At 56.1% G+C, this 22980-nt stretch carries 22 protein-coding genes and 1 tRNA gene; 13 read left to right on the forward strand and 10 right to left on the reverse strand.

The genetic code is table 11. The features are described 5' to 3' along the window. Positions 1–39: 39 nt before the first annotated feature. Positions 40–115: transfer RNA gene (locus tag JXO48_00290), tRNA-Thr, on the reverse strand. Positions 116–235: 120 nt separating this feature from the next. Between JXO48_00290 and JXO48_00295 the strand changes: the two genes are divergently transcribed. The 9 genes from JXO48_00295 (at position 236) to JXO48_00335 (ending at position 10813) form a co-directional block, all read left to right on the forward strand. Further along, positions 236–2485, forward strand: a complete 2250-nt coding sequence (locus tag JXO48_00295) for an adenylate/guanylate cyclase domain-containing protein (GenBank protein MBN2282308.1) — start codon at positions 236–238, stop codon at positions 2483–2485. Between the two features lie 34 nt (positions 2486–2519). Beyond that, complete coding sequence (gene alr / locus JXO48_00300) at positions 2520–4514, forward strand: alanine racemase (protein MBN2282309.1); 1995 nt, start codon at positions 2520–2522, stop codon at positions 4512–4514. A 32-nt stretch (positions 4515–4546) separates the two neighbouring features. Further along, positions 4547–5602: a D-alanine--D-alanine ligase gene (locus JXO48_00305; protein ID MBN2282310.1), complete on the forward strand. Its 1056-nt coding sequence runs from the start codon at positions 4547–4549 to the stop codon at positions 5600–5602. Positions 5603–5698: 96 nt separating this feature from the next. Continuing rightward, entirely contained in the window at positions 5699–6763 is a 1065-nt protein-coding gene (locus JXO48_00310; GenBank protein ID MBN2282311.1) for a D-alanine--D-alanine ligase, read from the forward strand. Between the two features lie 2 nt (positions 6764–6765). Beyond that, complete coding sequence (locus JXO48_00315) at positions 6766–7545, forward strand: ABC transporter permease (protein MBN2282312.1); 780 nt, start codon at positions 6766–6768, stop codon at positions 7543–7545. Between the two features lie 2 nt (positions 7546–7547). After that, entirely contained in the window at positions 7548–8297 is a 750-nt protein-coding gene (locus JXO48_00320) for an ABC transporter ATP-binding protein (protein MBN2282313.1), read from the forward strand. A 71-nt stretch (positions 8298–8368) separates the two neighbouring features. Next, positions 8369–9799, forward strand: coding sequence for an MCE family protein (locus JXO48_00325; GenBank protein ID MBN2282314.1), 1431 nt, complete (start codon positions 8369–8371; stop codon positions 9797–9799). Positions 9800–9950: 151 nt separating this feature from the next. Beyond that, complete coding sequence (locus JXO48_00330) at positions 9951–10496, forward strand: hypothetical protein (GenBank protein ID MBN2282315.1); 546 nt, start codon at positions 9951–9953, stop codon at positions 10494–10496. Positions 10497–10528: 32 nt separating this feature from the next. Then, positions 10529–10813: a zinc ribbon domain-containing protein gene (locus tag JXO48_00335; protein ID MBN2282316.1), complete on the forward strand. Its 285-nt coding sequence runs from the start codon at positions 10529–10531 to the stop codon at positions 10811–10813. 60 nt (positions 10814–10873) lie between these two features. Here JXO48_00335 and JXO48_00340 read toward each other — a convergent pair whose 3' ends face one another. The 6 genes from JXO48_00340 to selD form a co-directional block, all read right to left on the reverse strand. Next, positions 10874–11092 (reverse strand): hypothetical protein, encoded by a 219-nt coding sequence (locus JXO48_00340; protein ID MBN2282317.1) that lies wholly within the window; start codon positions 11090–11092, stop codon positions 10874–10876. Positions 11093–11094: 2 nt separating this feature from the next. Further along, complete coding sequence (locus JXO48_00345; protein ID MBN2282318.1) at positions 11095–11961, reverse strand: sugar kinase; 867 nt, start codon at positions 11959–11961, stop codon at positions 11095–11097. Continuing rightward, positions 11949–12515, reverse strand: a complete 567-nt coding sequence (locus JXO48_00350; protein MBN2282319.1) for a DUF3343 domain-containing protein — start codon at positions 12513–12515, stop codon at positions 11949–11951. The genes JXO48_00345 and JXO48_00350 overlap by 13 nt, the downstream gene beginning before the upstream one ends. Further along, positions 12512–12730 carry a sulfurtransferase TusA family protein gene (locus JXO48_00355; GenBank protein MBN2282320.1) on the reverse strand — a complete coding sequence of 73 codons (219 nt, stop codon included), beginning with the start codon at positions 12728–12730 and terminating at the stop codon, positions 12512–12514. Before JXO48_00355 ends, JXO48_00350 begins: the two co-directional genes overlap by 4 nt. 15 nt (positions 12731–12745) lie before the next feature. Continuing rightward, positions 12746–13831: a YedE-related selenium metabolism membrane protein gene (locus tag JXO48_00360; GenBank protein MBN2282321.1), complete on the reverse strand. Its 1086-nt coding sequence runs from the start codon at positions 13829–13831 to the stop codon at positions 12746–12748. A 157-nt stretch (positions 13832–13988) separates the two neighbouring features. Beyond that, positions 13989–15041, reverse strand: coding sequence for a selenide, water dikinase SelD (gene selD / locus JXO48_00365; protein ID MBN2282322.1), 1053 nt, complete (start codon positions 15039–15041; stop codon positions 13989–13991). Between the two features lie 161 nt (positions 15042–15202). Here selD and JXO48_00370 point away from each other — a divergent pair, with 161 nt between their 5' ends. Then, positions 15203–16156, forward strand: coding sequence for a LysR family transcriptional regulator (locus JXO48_00370; protein MBN2282323.1), 954 nt, complete (start codon positions 15203–15205; stop codon positions 16154–16156). Further along, positions 16131–17516, forward strand: coding sequence for a threonine synthase (gene thrC, locus JXO48_00375; GenBank protein MBN2282324.1), 1386 nt, complete (start codon positions 16131–16133; stop codon positions 17514–17516). The genes JXO48_00370 and thrC overlap by 26 nt, the downstream gene beginning before the upstream one ends. Before the next feature lie 336 nt (positions 17517–17852). On the opposite strand, the gene JXO48_00380 is transcribed toward thrC, so the two are convergent. From JXO48_00380 to JXO48_00390, 3 genes are read right to left on the reverse strand one after another with little or no spacing between them, the layout of a single operon-like run. After that, entirely contained in the window at positions 17853–19478 is a 1626-nt protein-coding gene (locus JXO48_00380) for a peptide-binding protein (GenBank protein ID MBN2282325.1), read from the reverse strand. Between the two features lie 41 nt (positions 19479–19519). Continuing rightward, complete coding sequence (locus JXO48_00385; protein MBN2282326.1) at positions 19520–20854, reverse strand: nicotinate phosphoribosyltransferase; 1335 nt, start codon at positions 20852–20854, stop codon at positions 19520–19522. A 30-nt stretch (positions 20855–20884) separates the two neighbouring features. Beyond that, positions 20885–21499, reverse strand: a complete 615-nt coding sequence (locus JXO48_00390) for an isochorismatase family protein (protein ID MBN2282327.1) — start codon at positions 21497–21499, stop codon at positions 20885–20887. A 284-nt stretch (positions 21500–21783) separates the two neighbouring features. Between JXO48_00390 and tolQ the strand changes: the two genes are divergently transcribed. Then, complete coding sequence (tolQ, locus tag JXO48_00395) at positions 21784–22563, forward strand: protein TolQ (GenBank protein ID MBN2282328.1); 780 nt, start codon at positions 21784–21786, stop codon at positions 22561–22563. Continuing rightward, entirely contained in the window at positions 22560–22979 is a 420-nt protein-coding gene (locus tag JXO48_00400; GenBank protein ID MBN2282329.1) for a biopolymer transporter ExbD, read from the forward strand. The genes tolQ and JXO48_00400 overlap by 4 nt, the downstream gene beginning before the upstream one ends. Position 22980 lies beyond the last annotated feature (1 nt).

Genomic DNA, 22980 nt, shown 5'->3' on the forward strand with positions numbered 1-22980 from the left:
AAAGAGTTACAGGTCAAACACCGTAACCCTTATTATAACTGGAGCCGATGAGGAGACTCGAACTCCTGACCTACTGATTACGAATCAGTTGCTCTACCGGCTGAGCTACATCGGCTCGTGGAGTGCGTTTTTATATTAACATTATGGGATTGTCAAGGATAAGATGCCAATCCTTACCTTGACTTTCCCGGTCGCTTTGAATAAGATTCCGTCAATTCATAATTGGTCGAATTATATGAAAAATCTATTAAAAAAGCTTGTTACGATCTCACCTTTGAAGATCAGCTGGCTGGTGATCATCATTGTTGCGGCCCTTTTCATCATGAATGTGGCCTTTTTTAATTTTCTCGAGCTGAAGAGCCTTGATCTGCGAATGATATCGCGGGGTGTCGGGACCCCCGGTGACGAGACGCTTATTGCCGCCGTTGATGAGAAAAGCCTGAGCGAACTGGGCCAGTGGCCCTGGTCACGGACGGTGATCGCCCGGCTTATCGATACACTGCGGGAATACGGCGCGAAGGCGGTGGGATTCGACGTGGTCTTTGCCGAACCCGACGAGACATCGTCCGCCGAAGAGATCGAAGCGATCTCGAATGATATCCGGGGCCTCGGTTTTGAAGACGTGCGGGTCCTGCGTCTGCTGGAGGAAAAAAGAGCCGCCGCCGATACGGATGCCGTCCTTTCCGAGGCGTTGCGCCGTGCAGGGAACGTGATTCTCGGTTATTTCTTTCATACCGGCGCGAGTGATATCGGTCATCTCAGCGAGGATGACCTCCGGAGAGGTCAGGAATACATCGCCGGTTCGAAATACAAGATCGTTCAGATCAGGGGGAACCCGGCGAACCTTCCCGTCATCAGGGCGTATGGTGTCGTACCGAACATCGAACCCCTTTCACGTTCGGCGCGTGCCGGCGGATATTTCAATTTTGTTCCCGATGTTGATGGAACAAACCGCTGGTGTCCGCTGGTGATTCAATTCGGTGATGACTTCTACCCGCCCCTGTCAATCGCGGTCCTTCAGCAATACCTTGAGGGGACCATGCCGGCCCTGCGGATCGAGGAATACGGTGTTGACGGGGTTGCGCTGGGTAACATCGACATCCCGACGAACGAATCGGGAAAGATGCTCATTAATTATCTGGGACCGGCAAAGACCTTCCCACACTATTCGGTCACCGATATCCTCCACGGGCGGCTGGATCCCGAACTTTTCAGAGGCAGGATCGTTCTCGTGGGCGCCACGGCGACGGGGATCTATGACCTGCGGGTGACCCCTTACAGCCCTGTCTATCCCGGCGTCGAGATGCATGCCACGGTGATCGATAATATTCTTCATGGAAATTTCATCCACCGGCCGGGCTGGATCGCCCTGCTGGACCTTCTGACCATCCTTTTGCTGGGGCTTATCACGGGGGTGTTGATCTCCCGGATGCGTGCCGTGTGGGGGCTCATCGTCTGCATCCTGATCCTCGCCCTCTATATGGCCGGTAACACCTGTGTCTTCAGCGCTTTCAATGTCTGGCTCAACATGGTGTATCCCGTACTGACCGTTCTCGCCGTATATGTGGGGATCACGGTTTACAAGTACGTTACGGAAGAACGTGGGAAAAAGAAGATCCGCGGCGCGTTCCAGTATTATCTGACCGCCTCCGTCATAAACGAAATGCTGAAGGACCCCTCGAAATTGAAGCTGGGCGGGGACAAGAAAGACCTCTCGGTGCTCTTTTCCGATATTCGCGGATTCACATCGATCTCCGAAAAGCTGACGCCGGAAGAACTGGTCCACCTCCTCAACGAATACCTGACGGCTATGACCGATATCGTTTTCAAGTATGACGGACTCCTCGACAAATACATGGGAGACGCCATCATGGCCGTGTTCGGGGCGCCCCTGGACCAGCCCGATCATTCCTTCAGGGCCTGCAATACCGCCCTCGACATGATGGCGGAACTGAAGAAACTCCAGAAGAAATGGGAACAGGAAGGCCGCCCGGTTCTCGATATCGGCGTCGGTATCAACTCAGGTGACATGGTCGTGGGGAACATGGGTTCCGAGATGCGTTTCGATTACACCGTCATGGGAGACAGCGTGAATCTCGGGTCCCGGCTTGAAGGGATAAACAAGGAATACGGAACGAATATCGTCATCAGCGAATATACCTATGAGAAGGTGAGGGACAAACTCCTCTGCCGGCAGCTGGACGCCGTGAAAGTAAAGGGAAAGGCGCTTCCCGTCAAGATATACGAGCTCATGGGTAAACAGGGAGAGGACGGAGACTGGGCGGCCCTTGCCGCCGCTTTTGAGAAGGGACTGGAAAAATACAGGAACTGTCAATGGGATGAGGCTATTGCCGCCTTTGAAGGCGTGCTTGCCATGGCTCCCGGTGACGGTCCGTCCCGTTTGTACATCAGCCGGTGCCGCGAGCTTAAGGAAAACCCGCCCGGCGACGACTGGGACGGTGTGTTCACCATGACCAGGAAATAATTTGCGAAAGGGATCGGTCGGCGACGTATAGACGATGAATGCGGGATATGCCACGGGAACGGGGACAGAACAACGGGGATCGGAAACTCACAGATACCGGAGCTGGGTCGAGATCGACCTCGACAATTTCAGGAACAACTGGGAAGAGATCAAAGAGCTGACGGGACCGGCGGTCGGCGTCCTTCAGGTGGTAAAGGCGGACGCTTACGGCCATGGGGCCATTGAGATATCAAAGGCAGCCCTGAAGAACGGCGCCTGTTGTCTCGGCGTCGCCAACGCCGATGAAGGGATACAGCTCAGGATCAGCGGTATCAGCGCTCCCATCGTGATCCTGAGTCCTTCCACCTATTCGGAAATAGATCAGATCGTCAAGTACCGGCTGATACCTTCGGTCTCGGATGTTCAGTTCGCGAGGCGGCTCAACGAACGGTTCGAATCTGAGCGTTCAAAGGCCCCCGTTCATCTTGAGGTTGACACGGGAATGGGGCGGGGCGGCACGATCTATCCCGAAGCGGTGGACATGGTGGAAACCGTCATGAAACTTCCCCGCATCGAGGTGGCGGGCATCTTCTCCCATCTGTCATCAAGTGAAGAGGAAGACGAGGAATACAATCGTTTCCAGTGGGAACGGTTCCGCACGATACTGGAGGAACTTGAACGGAGAGGGATCAGGATACCCCTGCGCCATATTTCGAACAGCGGCGGTATCCTGAACTTCCCTTCCTTTCATCTGGATATGGTGCGGCCCGGTATCATGACCTACGGAATTTACCCGTCGCCGAAAACGGAGGCAAAAGCGTCACTGGCGCCGGTGATGAGTTTCAAGACCACCATCGTGCTGATAAAGGACTTTCCGGAGAACTACAGCATCGGGTACGGTCGCGCCTACGTCACGAAACGGCCGTCGCGCATTGCAACGATACCCGTCGGGTACGGCGACGGCTACGGGTTCATCCTTTCGAACCAGGCCGAGGCCCTGATACGGGGGAAACGGGTACCCATCGTGGGCCGCATATCCATGGATATGTGCACCCTTGATGTCACGGACATTGCGGATTGCGAGGTGGGTGACGAGGTGGTCCTCATGGGGCGGCAGGGCAGCGAGTATATCAGCGCCAATGAGATCGCCCGGAAGGCGGGGACGATCAGCTATGAAGTGCTGTGCGTCCTGGGAAAACGGGCCCCGCGGGTCTTCGTCAACAAGGGAGAGCCCGGCGCTGTGGAACCGAGGCTGCGGAGAATATTTGTGCCCGATGAAGAAAAATCATTTGCCCGGATAGACAGCATGATACGCAGTTGTTTCCAGGCGAGGGCGGAAAGCGTCGATCTGGGCGATGCCATATATTATGAGATGTTTGAGACGCTCTTCGGCAGGGAGGACCGGCAGCTCGAGCTGCGGAGCGGGTTCATATACGACATCAGGGTGAGCGATATTCCCCCGGGCGAAGGCGACGTACGGACCATCAGTGATTATTTCCGGGTGGCGACGCATATCGAATACACGAAGGTGCTGAGAAATCCCCTGTTCATGATCGGCTGCGCCCTGAACAACACCCAGCTCGCGGCGCTCTTTGAAGAGGAGAAATGTGAGTACCGGTGGCTTATCCATGGCAGGAACGAAGAGATCGGTGAGGCGGATTTTACCGTCGCGGCCGTCCGGATCGACGGCCAGGCGGTTCCCATCGTCCGCTCCGGCAACACTAAGCGGGGCTATGAGGTCTGGTGCGGCGGCGACGAGCTGATCGAAAAAATGAACCGGGACGTGAAAATAGAGATTGAGATTGTCACGAAAAAGTATAAAAGCAGCAATTATTTTTCCGTATATCTGGCCTACCCGACACGGGGCATGGAGATCAACTTCCACTACGGGGAAACGGATCTCAAGAACGTCCGGGAGGTGAGCTTTTTTGCCGGCAGGCACCCCTATCCGGATGTTTCCATCGACAGGGGCCGGTCGGTGACATTGAAGATCAGTGACGATGACTGGGTCTTTCCGAACAGCGGCGTCACCTTTCTCTGGGAACTGTGAAAGGCGGGGATATTCACAAGGGATCGGGTTTTATGGAAAAAACGCGTGTAGGGATCATACTGGGCGGCATGTCCTCGGAACGGGAGGTCTCTCTCAACAGTGGAAGGAACGTGTTCGACAACATGGACCGGGAACGCTATGAACCGGTGCCGCTCTTCATGGATTCGGCGGGAATGCTCTGGCATATCCCCTGGCAGCTTGTATCGCAGAATACCACGGTGGATGTGGAGGAACGCCTGGAGAAGGAGGCCCGGAGAATGCCTTACGAGGGGCTGAGGGACCATATCGACTTCGCGTTCATAGCGCTTCACGGAAAATACGGCGATGACGGCTGCATCCAGGGGTTGCTGGAGCTTTTGAACATACCCTATACGGGACCCGGCGTGCTCGCCTCCGCCCTGGGGATGGACAAGCACATACAGCAGAAAATCCTCCGGGCGGCGGGTCTTCATGTCCCCGAGAGCCGGGTCGTGGAGCGTTCCGAGTGGGAGCACGATGCCGGCTCCGTGAGCTCGAGCATACTGGACACCTTCGGCATTCCCTGCGTGACGAAACCGACCCGCGAGGGTTCAAGTATCGGCGTTACCATCATCCGGGATGAGAGCATGCTGCCGCAGGCCATGGAAACCGCCTTTCAATGGGACCGGCGGGTTCTCGTCGAAGAGTTCCTGTCGGGAACGGAGTTCTCCTGCATCGTCCTGGAGGAGGACGGGACCCCCCGGCCGCTCAGCGTTACCGAGATCCATCCCCGGGACATGTACTTCTCCTATGATGACAAGTACATGCCCGGACGCTGCCGGAAGTTCACGCCGCCCCGTACGATCGACCCCGACGTGGTGGAACGGATAAAGGAGGAAGTGGTCAGGGCCTTCGAAGCCCTGGGATTCAGGTCCTACGGCAGGATCGACGGGTTCATCCTGGAGTCGGGCGAGGTGATGATCACCGATCCCAATTCATCATCGGGCATGGCGCCCTCGTCCTTTTTCTTTGAGCAGGCCGCGGAAGAGGGAATGCTTCCCTCCATGATCATCACCAGGCTGATCGAATGTTCCCGGCAGGTCCATGCGGAGAAGAAGGGGCCCCTCTGAAATGATGACCGCTGAAGGGAACAGAGGTTCTGAGAGGAAGAGAAATACGGTGATATGCACGATCGAAAGCAGCGATAGGGGAGAAAAACAGTTGGCATGGTGATGAAAAAGAACGGAAAGATCCGGGTCGGTGTTATTCTGGGAGGGATGTCCTCGGAGAGGGAGATCTCCCTTGAGAGCGGGAGAAACATACATAGCAAACTGAACCGGGAAAAATACGAACCCCTGGCGTTGTTCATGGATCCCCGGGGTGCCCTCTGGGAGATTCCCATCAAGCTTCTGATGCGTAATTCGACGCAGGATATCGAGATGGACCTGGAAGGGGAGGCCCGGCGGGTTCCCTATGAAGACCTGGGGAACCATGTCGATATTGTCTATATCGGGCTTCACGGCAAGTACGGGGAGGACGGGTGCCTGCAGGGGCTCCTGGAACTCCTGAACATACCCTACGTGGGATCGGGCGTGCTCGCCTCCGCCCTGGGCATGGACAAGTATAACGCGCGGCGTATCCTCGAGATCGAGGGGATCGAGGTGCCGAAAACCCTGCCGGTTACCGCGAGAGCATGGAAAGATTCTCGACAGGAGATACAGAAAAGGGTAAAAGAAACAATCGGTTTTCCCTGTGTCGTGAAGCCTTCCCGGGAAGGGTGCAGCACGGCCGTCATGAAGGTGGTTACGTCCGAAGGGATCGATGCCGCTATGGAAGCGGCCCTTGTCTGGGATCCGCTGGTCCTGGTGGAGGAATTTCTCGAAGGTATGGAGGTGACCTGTGGTGTCCTTGGAAACGACGAGCCCAGGGCCCTGACTCCCTCCGAAACGATTCCGACGACGGACATCCTGACCCTTGAAGACAAGTTTCTGTACGGTCAGGGAGAGAACAAGACGCCGGCGCGACTTCCCGAAACGGTTCTGAAAAAAATTCAGGAGACGGCGGTGAGGGTATTCAAGGCACTCGGCCTCAACGTGTATGCCAGGATCGATATGTTCGTTCTCAAGGACGGCCGTGTGGTGGTGCTGGAACCGAATACTCTTCCCGGAATGACGCCGTCCACGGTACTCTTTCACCAGGCGGCGGAATCGGGGATCAGCCAGACCGAACTGATGGACCGGGTGATCGATCTCTCGTTCGAGGCGCACCGGAACAAGCGGGGACCCCTGTAAGAATGAACAGCACAGCGGCGTTGCTCGACAAACTGGGACGACTGGTCCTCAACCACGTGGAGGAGATGGGAAAGATACTCATCTTCTTTCTTTCCACCGTGAGATGGGCCGTTCGTCCTCCCTTGAAACTGCGTCTCATATTCAAACAGATGGAGTTTGTGGGAGTCAAATCGACCTTCGTGGTGGTTCTGACCGGGACCTTCACGGGCATGGTCATGGCGTTGCAGGGATACTACGGTTTCAGCATGTTCAATGCCGAGAGCCTCGTCGGATCCACCGTGGCGCTGGGATTGACGCGCGAACTGGGGCCGGTCCTGACCGCTCTCATGGTGACCGCCCGGGCCGGGTCGGCAATGGCAGCCGAGCTGGGAAGCATGCGGGTCACCGAACAGATAGACGCACTGTCGGTAATGGCGGCGAATCCCATGAAGTACCTCGTCGTTCCCCGGATCGTCGCCGGCGTGATCATGCTTCCGATCCTTACTATTCTCTCCGACTTTGTCGGGATCCTGGGAGGATATTTCGTCGGTGTTTCCGTGCTGGGCATCAATGCCGGCGCTTTTGTGAACAACATCTATGACATGGTCGGCCTTGACGATATCTACAACGGGCTCATCAAGGCCGCCGTTTTCGGCTTTATCCTGTCCCTCTTCGGCTGTTACAAGGGATTCAATAATGAAGGAGGCGCCGAGGGAGTCGGCAAGGCCACGACGGAAGCCGTGGTGCTCTCGTCGGTGTATATCCTGGTAAGTGATTATTTCCTGACGGCGATTATGTTCTGATCATGATAAAAATGGTTAATCTTCACAAATCCTTCGGCCCGCAGGAAGTCCTGCGCGGCCTCGAACTCGAGATAACCGAGGGGGAAACCACGGTCATCATCGGCCAGAGCGGCGGCGGAAAGAGCGTGCTTCTCAAGCATATCATCGGGCTTTTGAAACCCGATCTCGGACAGGTCATCTTCGAGGGAAAAGACATAACCCGAATGGACGACAGGGAGCTGAACGAAGTAAGGAAAAAATTCGGCATGCTTTTTCAGGGCGCGGCCCTGTTCGATTCCATGACCGTTGGTGAAAACGTGGCGTTTCCCCTGCGGGAACATACGAAAAAGACCGATGAGGAGATCCGGGAGATCGTCAACGACCGGCTCAGGGCCGTGGGGCTGCCGGGGGTTGAGAATAAAATGCCCTCGGAACTGAGCGGCGGCATGAAGAAACGGGCCGGCCTGGCCCGGGCGATCGCCATGCATCCCCAGGTGGTCCTGTTCGATGAGCCGACGACGGGACTGGATCCGGTGACGGCGGAGGCGATAAACCAGCTCATTATCGAGACGCAGCGGCAGTTCAACCTGACCTGCGTGGCCACCAGCCATGATATGAAATCCATATTCACCATCGGTCACAAGATAGCAATGCTGTACGACGGCAAGGTGGTCGCTTTCGGAACGCCGGAAGAGATACGCCAGTCATCGAACGAGGTGGTCCAGCAGTTCATCCATGGTAAGCTGGACGGTCCGATTCACATGAACGGGTAGGGCGATGAGACGGCGGCGGAACCGCTGCGGGAAACCGTACAACACGTTTCAATAACGACACGGGGCGCATTATGTTTGCATCAATCAGTACGGAAGCGAAGGTCGGGTTGTTCATCCTGGTGGCGCTCATAATCCTGGCATACATGTCATTCCAGGTGGGAGAGCGCAGGATCGGATTCAAGAAAGGCTATGTGGTGAGCGCCACGTTCGACAATGTGTCCGGTCTTGAGCGGGATGCGTCGGTCCGCATCGCCGGTGTGGAAGTAGGGCGGGTGCAGGAGATCATTCTGCTCGACGGCAAGGCGCGGGTGACCATGAGGATCATTCCGGAGGTCCGCCTCGAAAAGGATGCCCGGATACTCATCAAGGCATACGGGATCCTTGGTGACAAATATATCGAGATCGTGTCGGGTTCCGCCGAGGAGGGCTATATCGGGGACGGCGGGGAGATCACCAAAGTGGAGCAGCAGGTCGACCTCGACAGGCTTCTGCGCGACCTGGGCGTGATCGCCGGGGATATCATGGCCATAACGGATTCCTTAAAACAGGTGATCGGCGGTGAGGAGGGGACGGCGAATCTTCGTGATATAGTCACCAACACCAGGAATTTGACCGATAACCTGAATCGTGTCGTCTCTGAGAACAGGGAAGAAGTGAACCAGATGATCGGTCGTCTGAACAATGCTTCCGAAAAGATGGAGAAGACCTTTACCGCCCTGAACGAGATAATGGACAGAATAAACCGTGGTGAGGGAACTATCGGAAAACTGGTGGAAGACGAACGGATCTTCGACAATCTGAACGATACGGCGGCATCGCTCCGGGAGATAACGGACAAGATCAACCGGGGCGAGGGCAGCATCGGCAAGCTCGTCAATGATGACGAGACCGTGAACAACCTCAACGCGGGCCTGAAGAGCATAGACAAAAGCATGGAGGGCATCAGTTCATACCTTTCCAAGGCGGAGCGGTTCCGGACATCCATCGGGTACCGGCATGAATATCTCTTCGACGACGGTGATTCAAAGGGATACGTTGAACTGCGGATCAGCCCCCGGGAGGATAAATTTTACATTCTCGGTCTCGTTGCCGACCCACGGGGGCGGCGGACGGAAAAGGAGCGGTGGATAGACGGGAAGTACAGCGAGGAGGTAATCTGGGAAAAAGGCGGCCTTCTCTTCAACGCGCAGATTGGGAAGCGGTTCAAGGACATCGCCTTGCGGGGGGGATTGCTCGAGTCCACGGGCGGTTTCGGCATCGATCTTTTCACCCTCGATGATGATCTGAAATTCACGTTTGAGGCCTTTGATTTTGACAAGGACCGGAATCCGCACCTGAAAGCCTATGCCGGCTATCGCCTTTTTAAACATATCTTTCTCACGGCGGGCTGGGATGATTTTGTCAGCGACGAGGGGAACGAATCACCCTTCGCGGGAGTATCCATTCATTTCGACGATGATGATCTGAAATACATCATGAGCAGCGCGCCGCTTCCCAAATGACCGTATACGTGAGAGAACGGGAGCCGGGGGATATCCGTCCGCAGTGGAGAGAAGCGCCTGAAAAGGGTGTTGCGGTCAAGACGATACATCCTTGACAGGAAGGAAAAAATGAATATATTAGCCCCGGAACACCGGCGGACAGGGGTTCAATATGTATTTCAGCGTACCGGAGAAATCCACTGTGCAACGGTCCTTCGGCCACGCCGAGAAGCTGGCCGAACGGTACTTCGTTCTGGGAAGCGGAGGAATCCGCTCGCTCCGTTATGAAGTACAGACTCTTGCCCACCTGAACGAGGCCGAGATCCGGGAGGACGCCTTTGCCCATCTCTGCCGGTATTACTGCCGGAAAGAGGGGCGGGACGATCATCCCCATAATTATTATTTTTACAAGGTGTGCCTGCAGGATAACCGGATCCTCGACGCCGTAGAGAGAGGAAGCAGCTTTATAAAGCTCGGGCCGCTGATGCTGTACATCGCGCTCCACGAACTCGTTCATGTCGTGCGGTTTCACTCGGGCGACGTGGATTTCGATGCGTCCATGGAGGAAAAAATTCTCGAAGAGGACCGCGTCCACGGAATAACCCGGAACATCCTGCATCCGATCGGTGATCCCGATGTCAACCTGGTGATCGACTGTTTTACCGAACGGTACCATGTGGGTGATATTTTCACGGTCGCGCCGGAGCAGAGAAACTGAGCGAAAAAGACCCTTTCGGAGGTTCGAAGGATATGCCCATATACGAGTATAAGTGCAGGAAATGCGGAAGGCAGTTCGAAATCCTGCAGAGCATTACCGATGACGATGTAAAACGGTGCAAATACTGCAAAGGACCCGTGGACAAACTGATGTCCCTTTCTTCCTTTCATCTGAAGGGTTCGGGATGGTATGTCACGGACTACGGCGGAAAGAAGCCCTCGACCGGGGAAAAGTACGAAGAAACGTCCCCGTCAACTCCGAAAGAATCAAAGGAAACGTTGTCCCCGTCAGCGAAATCAGAAAAAACAGGGGAATAGGCAAGTCATCAAGAGATAAGAGGCAGGTGGCCGTTACTGCATGATGCTTTCAGAAACGCATCACTCGCGTGCCGCCTTCTCCAGCTCTTCGAGAAGCCGGTGCAAGTCGATACCGTGACGGCCGCACAATTCCGTTAATGTTTCAAACAGGGCGTTGCAGCAGATGCAGAATCCGGCCTGTTGGTCGTAGTTTCTGAAAACGGCCTCGGTGCCACGAAAGCGGTTCACCACGTCCAGGACCGTCATGTCAGCCAGGATCAATCTATCCTTCGTTTCCATCGTCATTTCCTTACTTCCATCAGGGCCTGACCCACCGCGGCGGGTATGTGTTCAATGAACTCGGCGATCTGTGTGGCCGGTGTGGGCCGCGTGAGGGAACCGGCGAGACGGTTCGCCTTCATGGCGATAACCGCCGCTTTTTCCATCGGAACGGCGGCGTCTATCAGCGCAGATACAATCCCCGTCAGGGTATCGCCGGTGCCCCCCATGGCTTCCAGAGCCTCCTCCACGGGATCGTCGACCGTGGCGATGATACCGCCGCCCTGTGCGAGATAGTCCCGCCTTCCCTTGACGATCAGGTGGCGGGCAGCGTTTCCGTGCGCGTACGCCCTGGCTATGAGGTCGGGTACACGGTTCTCGTCATGGAGGATGAAGCCCCTGGTGTAAAAGGGGTGAGGCGCCTGCTCGTCGGCGAGAAAGGCGAGCTCTCCCACATCGGGGGTGAAGAGGTCGTACAGCGAGGACATGCCGCTCATCTTTGCCGCATACATGAAGCCGGCATCGGCGATAAGCCGTGGTTGTTGATGCAGGTTCCTGAGTACGCCTTGTAACTTTTCATGCCAGTGAAGAATGGGCTGGAGGTAATGAAGGGTCAGGGTGTCAAAGTGCGATCGCGGCAGTTCTTCCGTCAGACAGTGATAAAGTCTCCTGCTTCCCTTTCCCAGGCCGACGTCACCGACAAGAAAAGCGGTCGGACCCGGGTGTCCCAGCACGCGGGCCGTCTGAACGGCCGCGGCTATTAGAGCGGGTGTTCCCCGGTTGACGTGGACCGTTCTGCCGCACAGGGTGATCGTATCGCCGTTGAGAAGCGCCTCTCCCCTGACGAGGGGAAAGTCTTCTTCCGGCACCGTTCCCGCTATTCCGAGCACCGCCGCAGGACCTCCTCATAAGCGAGCTGCAGGGCGTACCCGCAGAGAGTATGGCCGATATCGCCCGGACGGGGGGCTTCCCTGAGAGCATGCCCGACCATGGCGCAGGCAAGATAGGGCACGTCCGGACATCCTCCGCCGGATATGTTGACGATCTGTTGCGTGTTCTTGTCCACGGTCAGTTTCATGTTCGCCGCCCGGACCATCAGGTATTTACCGAAATCCTTCACATGAAAAAGATCGACCGGACGCAGCAATGGACCAGTCACGGGCACGACTTCAAGGGGAGGGATATTGACCCTTTTGAGAGATCGGACGATATTGAGTTCCTCGATAAGGGGGAATTCGATCACCAAGTCGCAACCGCGCTGAACTTCAGGGGGTGGACCCATGACCCGGATGTCCCAACCGTCCTTCTTCAGCAGGGTTTCGGCCTGGATGACCTCGCTGGTGTTTTCAAACAGAAGGATCCCCCGATCCCCGTTCCGGGAAGAATGTTCCCTCTTTTCCGCCTGCCCGCTTTTTTTGAAAAGACCGAAGATCGCCACGATCAGTCCTTTTTGATGATGACTTTATAGCCGCTTCCGTCTTCCACCACGTCGGCTATCGTCCATCCCTGGTGTTCCGCCGCGCGACTTACGTTCTCTCTGGACGTGTCCGTGTCGACCAGAACTTCCAATTCACGTTCATTGCCGGCCTTGATCTCATCCAGCGTCATGATGACCGGCTGGGGGCAGGAAAGTCCCCTGGCATCGACAACTTTACTCATAGCCGTTCTCCTTCTTCATGCGATTCGTTTTCTCATGGTGAACCCGATAAAGAGACACACCGCAAAACCGATGATGACGGCCTGGATACCGTATGGACCGACACCGTTCGGTGAGCTTGCCAGGCCGAAATTATGCGCGAATGCCGCACCGACGATCATGCCCAGTACGAACACGGCCGCGTCGCCGTCTCCTTCACCGGCCATGAAAAGCTGGCGGCCGGGGCACCCTCCGGCAAGGCAGAAGGCAAGACCGGCGAGGGCCATGCCGGCGAAGTTCCAGAGGCCCATCGTATGTGCCACCGGTTGTCCCTGAAAACCGGGATGGAACTGGCCGACGATGAGGTTCGTCACGAAGGCCGCCACGATCAGAGCGAGAAATCCCGACAGGAGGTGTGTCTGCCGGAAGATGATGAAGTCCCGGATGGCTCCCATGGTACAGAACCGGCTTCGCTGCGCGAGGAACCCGATCAGGAGCCCCACCCCGAGCGACACGGGAAGCGCCGCGTGCATGGCTCCCGGTCCCTTCAGGCTGTAAAAGAAAACGCCGTTCCTGTCCTGACCGGCGACCTGGGGAAATATGAGCATGAGCGCCAGAAAACCCAGCATGATCAGGGGGAGCATCCATCCCGCCGACGCATGGGTCTTTTGTGTCCGTCCCAGGTTGTAACCGCTTTTCAGGAAGAGGGTGCCGATCCAGATACCGAAGATGAGCCCCAGGAGGCCGGGTATGGCGTTGCCGTCGCCGCCGGCAAGCCGCAGGGCGGCCCGCCAGGGGCAGCCGAGAAATACCAGGGCGCCGATCATAGCAAACGCTCCCAGGACGAACCGGACGATCGGGGCGGAGCCGAGACGGGGACGGAATTCCTTGAACAGGTATGCCGCGGCCAGCGCCCCGAGAACAAAACCGATGATCTCAGGCCTCATGAACTGGACGACGGCGGCCCGGTGCAAACCGAGGGCCCCCGCGATATCACGTTCGAAGCAGGCTACGCAGATCCCCATATTGCCGGGATTGCCCAGTTTCTGGAGGAGTGCGGCCAGGATCCCGATGAGAATACCAACGCCGATGATGCCCCAGCGGCCGGCGAAAAAATTTTTCATCCCTTTCATTCATCCGCTCCTTTCGGTGAGTTCTGTTACAGCAGGAACCTTCAGGATCAATGGAACGGATGCCATATATATGTAAATATATAATAAGTCCAATTCTTTATATGAATAATTAAATGAAAGGTATTCAGTGTAAAACTATTTGAAATACTTACAGAACGATGATTTCCCCCGGCGGTTCCTGCACCACATCACCGATGATAGATGCATCTCTTATTCCCTCGGAACGCATGCGGGCGACAAGCGTTTCCGCCTCCTCGGGAGAAAGTGAAACGAGGAGTCCTCCCGAGGTCTGAGGGTCGAACATGACGTCGACCATCCAGCCGGGACAGTCAGGGCCCTTTTCGATCATGGGCAACCGGAATTTCCTGTTGCAGTTCAATCCGCCGGGAATGATGCCCATCTCGACGAAGGGGCGGACATCCTCAAAGAAGGGAACCGACGAAGAACGGATGACCATGCCCACGGTGCATCCCTCGATCATTTCAGAGGCATGACCCAGGAGGCCGAACCCGGTAACATCCGTGCAGGCATGAACGGTGGAGCATTCGGCGATAAGCTCCGCAGCCCTCTTGTTCAGGGTGACCATGCATTCCACCGATCTCTCGACCAGTTCGTCACTTGCCATTCCCGCCTTCAGCGCCGTGTTGATGATCCCCGTGCCGAGGGGCTTGGTAAGTATCAGCGAATCGCCGGCCCTGGCCCCCCGGTTGAGGAGGACCCGGTCGGGATGGACGGTCCCCGTTACGGAGAGGCCGTATTTCAGTTCATCGTCTTCCACGCTGTGACCGCCCACGAGTATGACGCCCGCCTCGCGCATCTTGGCAAGGCCGCCCCGGAGGATCTCGTGCAGAACGGAAATGTCCATGGTCTTGATGGGGAAACAGATGATGTTCATCGCCGTCAGCGCCGTGCCGCCCATGGCATAGACGTCGGAAAGGGCGTTGGCCGCGGCGACCAGGCCGAATGTGTAAGGATCATCGACAATGGGGGTAAAGAAATCCAGCGTCTGGATCAGGGCCAGCTCATCGCTCAGTTTATAGACCCCGGCGTCGTCGCAGTGCTCGATACCTGCGATGAGATTGGGATCTGTGATCAGCGGAAGACCGCAGAGCGCCTGGTTCAGGTCACCCGGACCTATTTTGCAGGCTCACCCGGCACCGCTGACCATCTCGGTCAACCTGATCTTCTTTTCTTCTCCCATATGAGTTCCTTCTTCTCTCGGGTACTTCTGAAACGACCCGCGAATTATTGGACACATCGCGGAACCTCATGACCAATAGCCGAAGGGAAAGAATAAGTCAAATTCATAATAGTAATAACTTGCTGTTGATTATGAACCGCGGATATGATAGGTACACTGTCATGAAATTCACTCCCATGAACAGTGTCACCCTGCAGCAGCTCCAGGCCCTGGTGTGTCTCGCGGAAGAGCGGAGTTTCAGCCGGGCCGCGGTCGTGATGAGACTCTCGCAGCCCTCGTTGACGAAGCATATCAGGAATCTCGAGGATACCCTCTCGGCGACCCTGGTGGACAGGCGAACCCATGGGATCACCCTGACGCCGGAGGGAAAAATACTGACGGAGCATGCGAAGCGCCTCTTCAAGCTGCTCGATGAGGCGGCTGAAAAGATCGAGCGGGCCCGTGACAGCGAAGCCGGCTGTATTGAGGCAGCCGCCAGCACAATCCCGGCCACATATATTCTTCCCCGCCTGATCCCGCTCTTCAGGGAGCGCTATCCCGGTATCAACTGTTACATCAGGACAGGCGACAGTGACGGGGTCATTGACATGATCCTGAACGAGGAGGCCCAGGTGGGTTTCATCGGAAAGGGGATCGAGCACCGGAAACTCGTTGCAAAACCGCTCTGGAAGGACCGGCTGGTGCTGGTCGTCCCCAGCCGTCACCGGTGGCGAGGAAAAAAGAAGGTATCGTTGGAAGAAATACTCTCGGAACCGTTCGTCGCACGGGAACGGGGGTCGGCGACGAGGGCGATAACGGAGGAGTATCTGCTGGCCCGCCGGGGCGTTGATATGTCACGGTTCAACGTCGTGTGCGAGCTGGGCAGTTCAGAGGCGGTGAAAGAGGCCGTCATTTCCGGCATGGGGGTATCGATCATTTCGATCCATGCCGTACGGCGCGATATCGAGACATCCAATCTTTTTGAGGTTCCTCTTGAGGACTGCGCCATCGAGCGGGATTTTCACGTCATTTATCTGAAGCAGTTCATGCCTCAGAAGTATCACACGCTGTTTCTCGACTTTCTTGAAAGGGAACCGGTAAGCAGGCACTATGGAGAAGATAATTCGTTACGTTAGCACCAACAGACATCTCAACAATGTGGCGGGAATAACACCCTTCAGGGATACCGTTCTTTTCAGGGAGGCCCTGCTCCAGGGGCAGGCGCCCGACGGGGGTCTCTTTATGCCGGAAAGGGTCCCGTCTCTTGACCGGAGAGAAATACTCTCACTCAAAGGGAAGCCCTATCCGGAGGCCGCCCTGCTGGTGACGAAAGCCTTTCTTGCGGGCGAGGTCGAGACGGATGTCCTGGCGGTGATCGTAAAGGACTCATATCCCTTTTCCGTGCCCCTGGAACGTGTGTACGACCGGAAGTACCTGATGCGGCTCGACCAGGGGCCGACGGCTTCGTTCAAGGATTTTGCGGCACGCATGATGGCGCGGCTCATGAGCCATTTCCGGCCTGCAGGCAGGCGGCTCAATGTCCTGGTGGCCACTTCGGGGGACACGGGAAGCGCCGTGGGCGAGGCATTTAAGGGGGTCGAGGGCATCACCGTCAATATTCTGTACCCTCGTACGGAGGTCAGCGGCCGCCAGAAGAAACAGCTCGACACGATCGGGGAGAACGTTCAGGCCCTGTCGATCGAGGGAAAATTCGATGACTGCCAGAACCTGGTCAAGGAGGCCTTTTCCGATCCCTCCCTCGCGTATCTGAACTTCACATCGGCGAACTCGATCAATTTCGGCAGGATCATGCCGCAGATCGTCTATTACATCTATGCTTACGCCCAGCTTGCAGAGGGTGACGAAGAGATCGTCATATCCGTTCCGTCGGGAAACTTCGGCAACGCTCTCGGATGCGAGTACGCGCGGCGCATGGGACTGCCGGTGAAACGGCTCGTGATGCCCACGAACGAGAACGATGAATTCCCCCGGTTTCTTGAAAGGGGCGTCTATGAGAAAGTGTCCCCCTCGCGCGCCTGTCTCTCCAACGCCATGAACGTGGGGCATCCCAGCAATCTGGCGCGTTTTTTCGATCTTTTCGGAGGGACGGTGGACCGTACGGGGGTGGTCCATTCCTATCCCGATGTCGACGAGATGCGCACACGTATTTTCTCGGTCAGTGTCACCGACGCGATGACGAAGGAGTGCATCAGGAAGACCTACGAGACCTACGGCGTTCTTCTGGAGCCGCACGGTTCCGTCGGATGGCGCGGCCTTGAGCTCTATCTCGAGCGGGAAGGGGATTTCCCTCTGTGCCTGTCACTGGAAACGGCCCATCCGGCGAAATTCCCCGATGAGATCACGGAACTGCTGGATATCGTTCCCGAGAGCCCTGAAAGCATGAAGGACCTGGACGACCGGACCGGGGAACCGGTGGAACTGCCCGCCGACTACCCAACCTTCCGGGAATATCTCAGGGACAACCTTTCTTCGTGAAACGGAAAACGGAATTCCTATTATGTAAACGGCCTGTTGCCTTAATCCCTTTTTTGCCGGCCCGAAACGTTTTTGATACATCTATACGGCTTGCTCCGGGCGATCTCAAAACTCGCCTCCGGCTCAGACAGTTGAGATCGCTTATCCTCCGCTTCGCCGAGATGTATGACAAAAACGTTTCAATGGCCGCTTCAAAAGGGATCTACGTCAAGGCAACATGACGTAAAGAGTTTATGCGTTTTTCACTTTGCCACTTTGTCACTTCTTCAGCAACGCCGATATATAGGCATACTGAAAGAAACAACCACACATGAATAGGGATTCACCAATCCCGTTTCACGGCGTCATCACGTACCGCTGCCGGTCTTCCGGCACATACCATTTGATGTAATTGTATCCGATCCCGATGGGTGCCGGTTCGATGCCCTGAAACCGCGAATTGATGATGGGCAGGGCGTCGGGGACGTACAGAAAGGTATAGGGCTGCTCCTCAGCGAGGATTTCCTGGATCCGGTCATAGCACCGTTTCCGCTCTTCCCGGTCGAAGGTGCTTCGGCCCTCTTCGATCAGCCGGTCCACTTCTTCGTTCCTATATGAAATAAAGTTCAGTTCGCCGGGCTTCGTTTTGCTTGAGTGCCACACGTCGTAGAGATCGGGGTCAAGGGTTATCGTCCACCCGAGAATGGTGGAGTCGAATTTCTTTTTATTGATGAACTCGTTGATGAATGCGGCCCACTCGATGACCCGGATCTTCACCGTTATTCCCAGTTCCGACAATCGCCTCTGAATGATCTCGGCGCACTTGGCCCGCATCTCGTTTCCCTGGTTTGTGATTATTTCGAACTCAAAAGGCCTGCCGTCCCGGTCGAGAACCCCATCGCCGTCATGGTCTTCCCATCCAGCCTCCTTCAGCAGTTCTTTCGCTTTCCCGGGGTCGTAGGGATAGCGCTTGACATCGGGGTTGTAAGGCCAGGTTCCCGGTTTGTACGGTCCCGTGGCGATCTTGCCGAGACCCAGCAGGACTCCGTCGATGATCTCCTGCTTGTTGACGGCATAGGAGATGGCCTGCCGCACCGCCTTGTCACGGAACAGGGGATTGGTCAGGTTGTACCCGAGGTAGGTATACCCGAAGGCAAGGTACCGGTACTTGTTGTAATTGTTCCTGAAGACGGCGTTCTCCGTCTGCCGCGTGTACTGAAGCGGCGTCAGGTTCATCTGGTCTATGCCCGTGGCGCGCAGTTCCAGGAACATCGTTGCCATATCGGGGATAATGCGCATGATGTAACCGTCGATGTATGGCCTGCCCTCGAAATGCTCATGGTTCGATGAAAGAACGATCTTTTCCCCCGTCACCCACTCCTTGAAGCGGTAAGGGCCCGTTCCGACGGGGTGACGGGCCAGGGGGGACTTCGTGATATCCGTGCCGGCCATGAGGTGCTTGGGGAGAATGGAAGACCCCCAGCTCTCCAGGGCCGGCGCAAAGGGTTTGTCGTAGGTTACGCGAAAGGTGTGACTGTCAAGAACCTCCGCTTTTTTCACCTTGAGAAAATCGCCGGCGTACGCCGTGGGTGTTTTCGGGTCCACCGTCACCTGATAGGTATAGAGGACATCCTCGGCGGTAAAGGGATGACCGTCGTGCCATCGCACGTTTTTGCGCAGGTGAAAGGTGATGGAGAGACCGTCATCGGAAATGTCCCATGATTCGGCGAGGTCCCCCTCGATGTTCATATCCTTGCCATACTTTATGAGGCCGTTGAAGATCATCGCCGAGATACCGTGGGAAGAACTGTCCGTGGAGAGCAATGGGATCAGGTTCGAGGCATCGCCGATGGATCCTTCGATCAGAATATCGCCGAAGGCGGGCGCCCCGGCGTTCAATGCCCCCTGCGATTGGGCGGTCCCTTCCGTTTCGCCGCTCCCGCAGGTCCAGAAAAGAAGGCACATGACGAAGACAGGAAGCATCCGCACGATCCGCCGCTTCCAAATTCTATCTATTGCTGTCATCAGAGAGTCCTTTCAACCGCCTCGGTAAGGGCCGCCAGTTTTTCCGATATTTCAACGGGGTAGGCGGGTCGCGTTTCAAGTGTGAGGAAGTGCCGTGGTAATGTTTCAAGTTGTCCGAGCGTATATTCCCGGATGTGATCGATCCTGGGGTGCTCCTCGCATGTCTTCCCCTGCTCCATGAACCGCCGAAGCAGGGGTGTCCCTTCTCTGTCGTCACCTTCAACGGTCAGGACATCCTTGACCATCCGATTGTTCTCGAAGAGGCGGAACACCTGTTTCGCCCCGGGGAGCGTCAGTTTCCCCGTGGATATTTTCATGCGGGGGACCCCCGCATATTCCATAAGCTTGTAGGCACAATCGAAATAGGGGGCATCATCGGACGTGTCCATTTTGGTCCCCACGCCGAAGCCGTCGATGGGGGCGCCTCCGTCAAGCAGGTCCCTGATACCGTACTCATCGATGTTACCGCTCACAAAGATTTTGATGGACGGGTATCCTGCCTCGTCCAGGAGCGTGCGGACCCGGCGGCTTGATCCCGCCAGGTCACCGCTGTCGATACGGACGGCATTGACGGATATCCCCCGCTCTTTCAGGATCGTGGCTGCCTGCACGGTCGTACGCGCCCCCTTCAGCGTATCGTAGGTGTCGATCAGGAGCGTGACGTTTCCCGGGTTCGCCTCGGCGAAGGAAAGGAACGCTTCCAGTTCGCCGGACTGTGCTTCGATGAAGGAATGGGCCATGGTTCCGAATATCGGGATATCGTAGACTGGTTCTGCCATGACCGTCGCCGTTCCCTCGAATCCCGCGATATAGGACGAACGGGCCGCGAAAAGGCCGGCTTCGGCGCCATGGGCGCGGCGAAGACCGAAATCAACGAGGATGGCTCGCCCGCGGGCGGCGAGATGGCACCGGGCGGCCTTGGTGGCGATAAGGCTCTGAAAATGAATGATGTTGATCAGGCGGCTTTCGATCAACTGGGCCTCGGGAAGAGGGGCCGTGACACGGATCAGGGGTTCATTGGGGAAACAGACCGTTCCCTCCGGCATGGCGTCAACGTGGCCGCTGAACCGGAAATGAGACAGATAATCAATGAGTTCCCGGGAGAAACGACCGCAGCGTGAGAGGTAGTCCGTCTCTTCCGGGGTCAGCCGAAGCCCCTCCAGGAAGTCCAGAACATATTCGAGCCCGGCCGCGACAAAAAAACCCCGTTTTTCCGGAAGCGTCCTGATGGAAAATTCGAAGACGGCCGTGTCATGCAGGCTCTTTTGCAGGTATCCCTGTATCATGGTCAACTGGTACAGGTCGGTAAGGAGCATGCTGGTCGCAGGGTTCATGGCATTCCTCCGGCGGGAAGATCGAGTGGGTCAGGCGAGCCGGTCCGTCGTTATCAGATGTCCGCCGCTTTCCGTCATCTGCTTCAGGGCGTTCTCCTCATCGCCCGGGTTGACGTTGACGGCGCAGATTCCATCGGTGAAGACGTATGCTTCAAAGCCGAGTTTCAGAGCGTCAAGAACGGTATTGAGGACGCAGTAATCCGTGGCCAGGCCGCCGATGAAAATTCTTTTGATCCCGAGGCGGTCAAGTATCCGGGAGAGTTCCTCCCATTCGCTGTTCCGGCCGTATATGGTGGAGTACTGCTCCTCGTCGTGCAGCACCCCCTTGGATATGATGATTGCCTCTTTAGGGACCATGATGTCGCGGGCGAACTCGGCACCCGGGGTGTTCTGGACACAATGTTCGGGCCAGGGCCCGTTCCGTTCCTTGAAGGAACAGTGTTGAGTCGGATGCCAGTCGCGGGAGAAAAAGATGGGAAGCCCCCGCTGGTGAAACAACAGAACGGCTCTGTTCAAGGGATCGATCACTCTGTCACCAGCGGACACGCCGAGGGCGCCCCCCGGAAGAAAATCATTCTGGACATCGACAACGACCAGCGCGTCACCGGCCTGGAGTTGTATCCTCAATTCCTGTTTTTTTTCCATCGTTCTCTTCCTTTTCCGGGAAAATCCATTCAGATAAAGGACTTAAGATACCTTAATCGTGGGACCTTCAATTTTCAAGAAAAAAATAATCCGGCCAATCCCGGAAATGGCCCCGATACTCGTCATTTTCCAGGGGGCTATTTGGTGTCGAATGAACGGCAGCGCCGAACCGTGCTTTTATTTTTGTTTGAAATACTGGGAGGTTAGTTTCCCCCTGAAGAAAAGAGCTGTTGACAACGGCACCGATTTCAACTACAAGGTCGATACGATTATCCGTACAATGAATGAGAAATAGAGGTGACATTGTGAATGAGGCGTTAGCGGTTACCACAGCCGATATCGGAAGGGGTTTCCATGGAAATGTGCTCGATCTTATCCTGAGTGCCGGTCCCATGGTCCAGTTCGTCCTGCTGCTCCTGCTCTTCTTCTCAGTTGTTTCCTGGGCGATCATATTGATGAAATATCGGACCATCAGGCGGTCACGACGGGAAAATCAACTGTTTCTCGATGTGTACATGAAGATAAACAAGCTTTCGGAGGTTTTCCCCGAATCAAAGAAGTTCAGGTACTCACAGATCGCCGAGGTCTTCCGGGCGGGGTACACCGAACTTGTGAAGATAGCAGGGATGCGGAAGGAGTCCTCTGCCGAGGGCGAACCGATGGATGAAACCCTCGCGCTGGAGCTGCGTGGCCTCGATAACGTGGAACGGACCCTGAACAGGGCCTGTGACGCCGAATCGTCAAAGCTTGAGAGTTTTCTCGGTTTCCTGGCGACGACGGGGAGCGCCTGTCCCTTCATCGGTCTCTTCGGGACCGTGTGGGGCATAATGAACGCCTTCAAGGGGATCGGTGTAACCGGTACCGCCACACTGGCAGTAGTGGCACCCGGCATTTCCGAGGCGCTAATCGCCACGGCGGCGGGCCTGGCTGCCGCCATACCGGCCGTCGTTTTTTACAATTATTATCTTAACCAGGTCAGAGCCATAACGGGCGAGGCGAACAACTTCGCTTCAGAGTTCATGAACATCATTGAGCGGTATTACGTGAAAGCCATTCGACGATGAGATATTCGCGAAGCCGGAGAAATGACGGGCACAAGCCCGTTTCAGACATCAATGTTACACCCCTGGTGGATGTTATCCTGGTCCTGCTGATCATTTTCATGGTCACGGCCCCCATGCTTCAGATGGGAATAGACGTGAACCTTCCCCGTGTGAAGGCGAAGAGTGTCGATGTGGGAGAAGAAAAACTGATCCTGACGATTACCAGGGAACAGGAAATTTTCATCAACCGGTACAAGACGTCTTTCGATGACCTTACTGCAAAGCTGGAGAATATTTTTGCCGCCAGGATCGACCGGGAAGTGTTCATGCGCGCCGATGAAACCGTCCCTTACGGGTTTGTCGTGAAGGTGATGTCCGAAGTACGGAAAGCCGGTGTGGACAAACTGGGCATGATCACCGAACCGCCGAAGGAATAAC

Source organism: Deltaproteobacteria bacterium, assembly GCA_016933965.1.
Lineage (GTDB): Bacteria > Desulfobacterota > Syntrophia > Syntrophales > UBA2210 > JAFGTS01.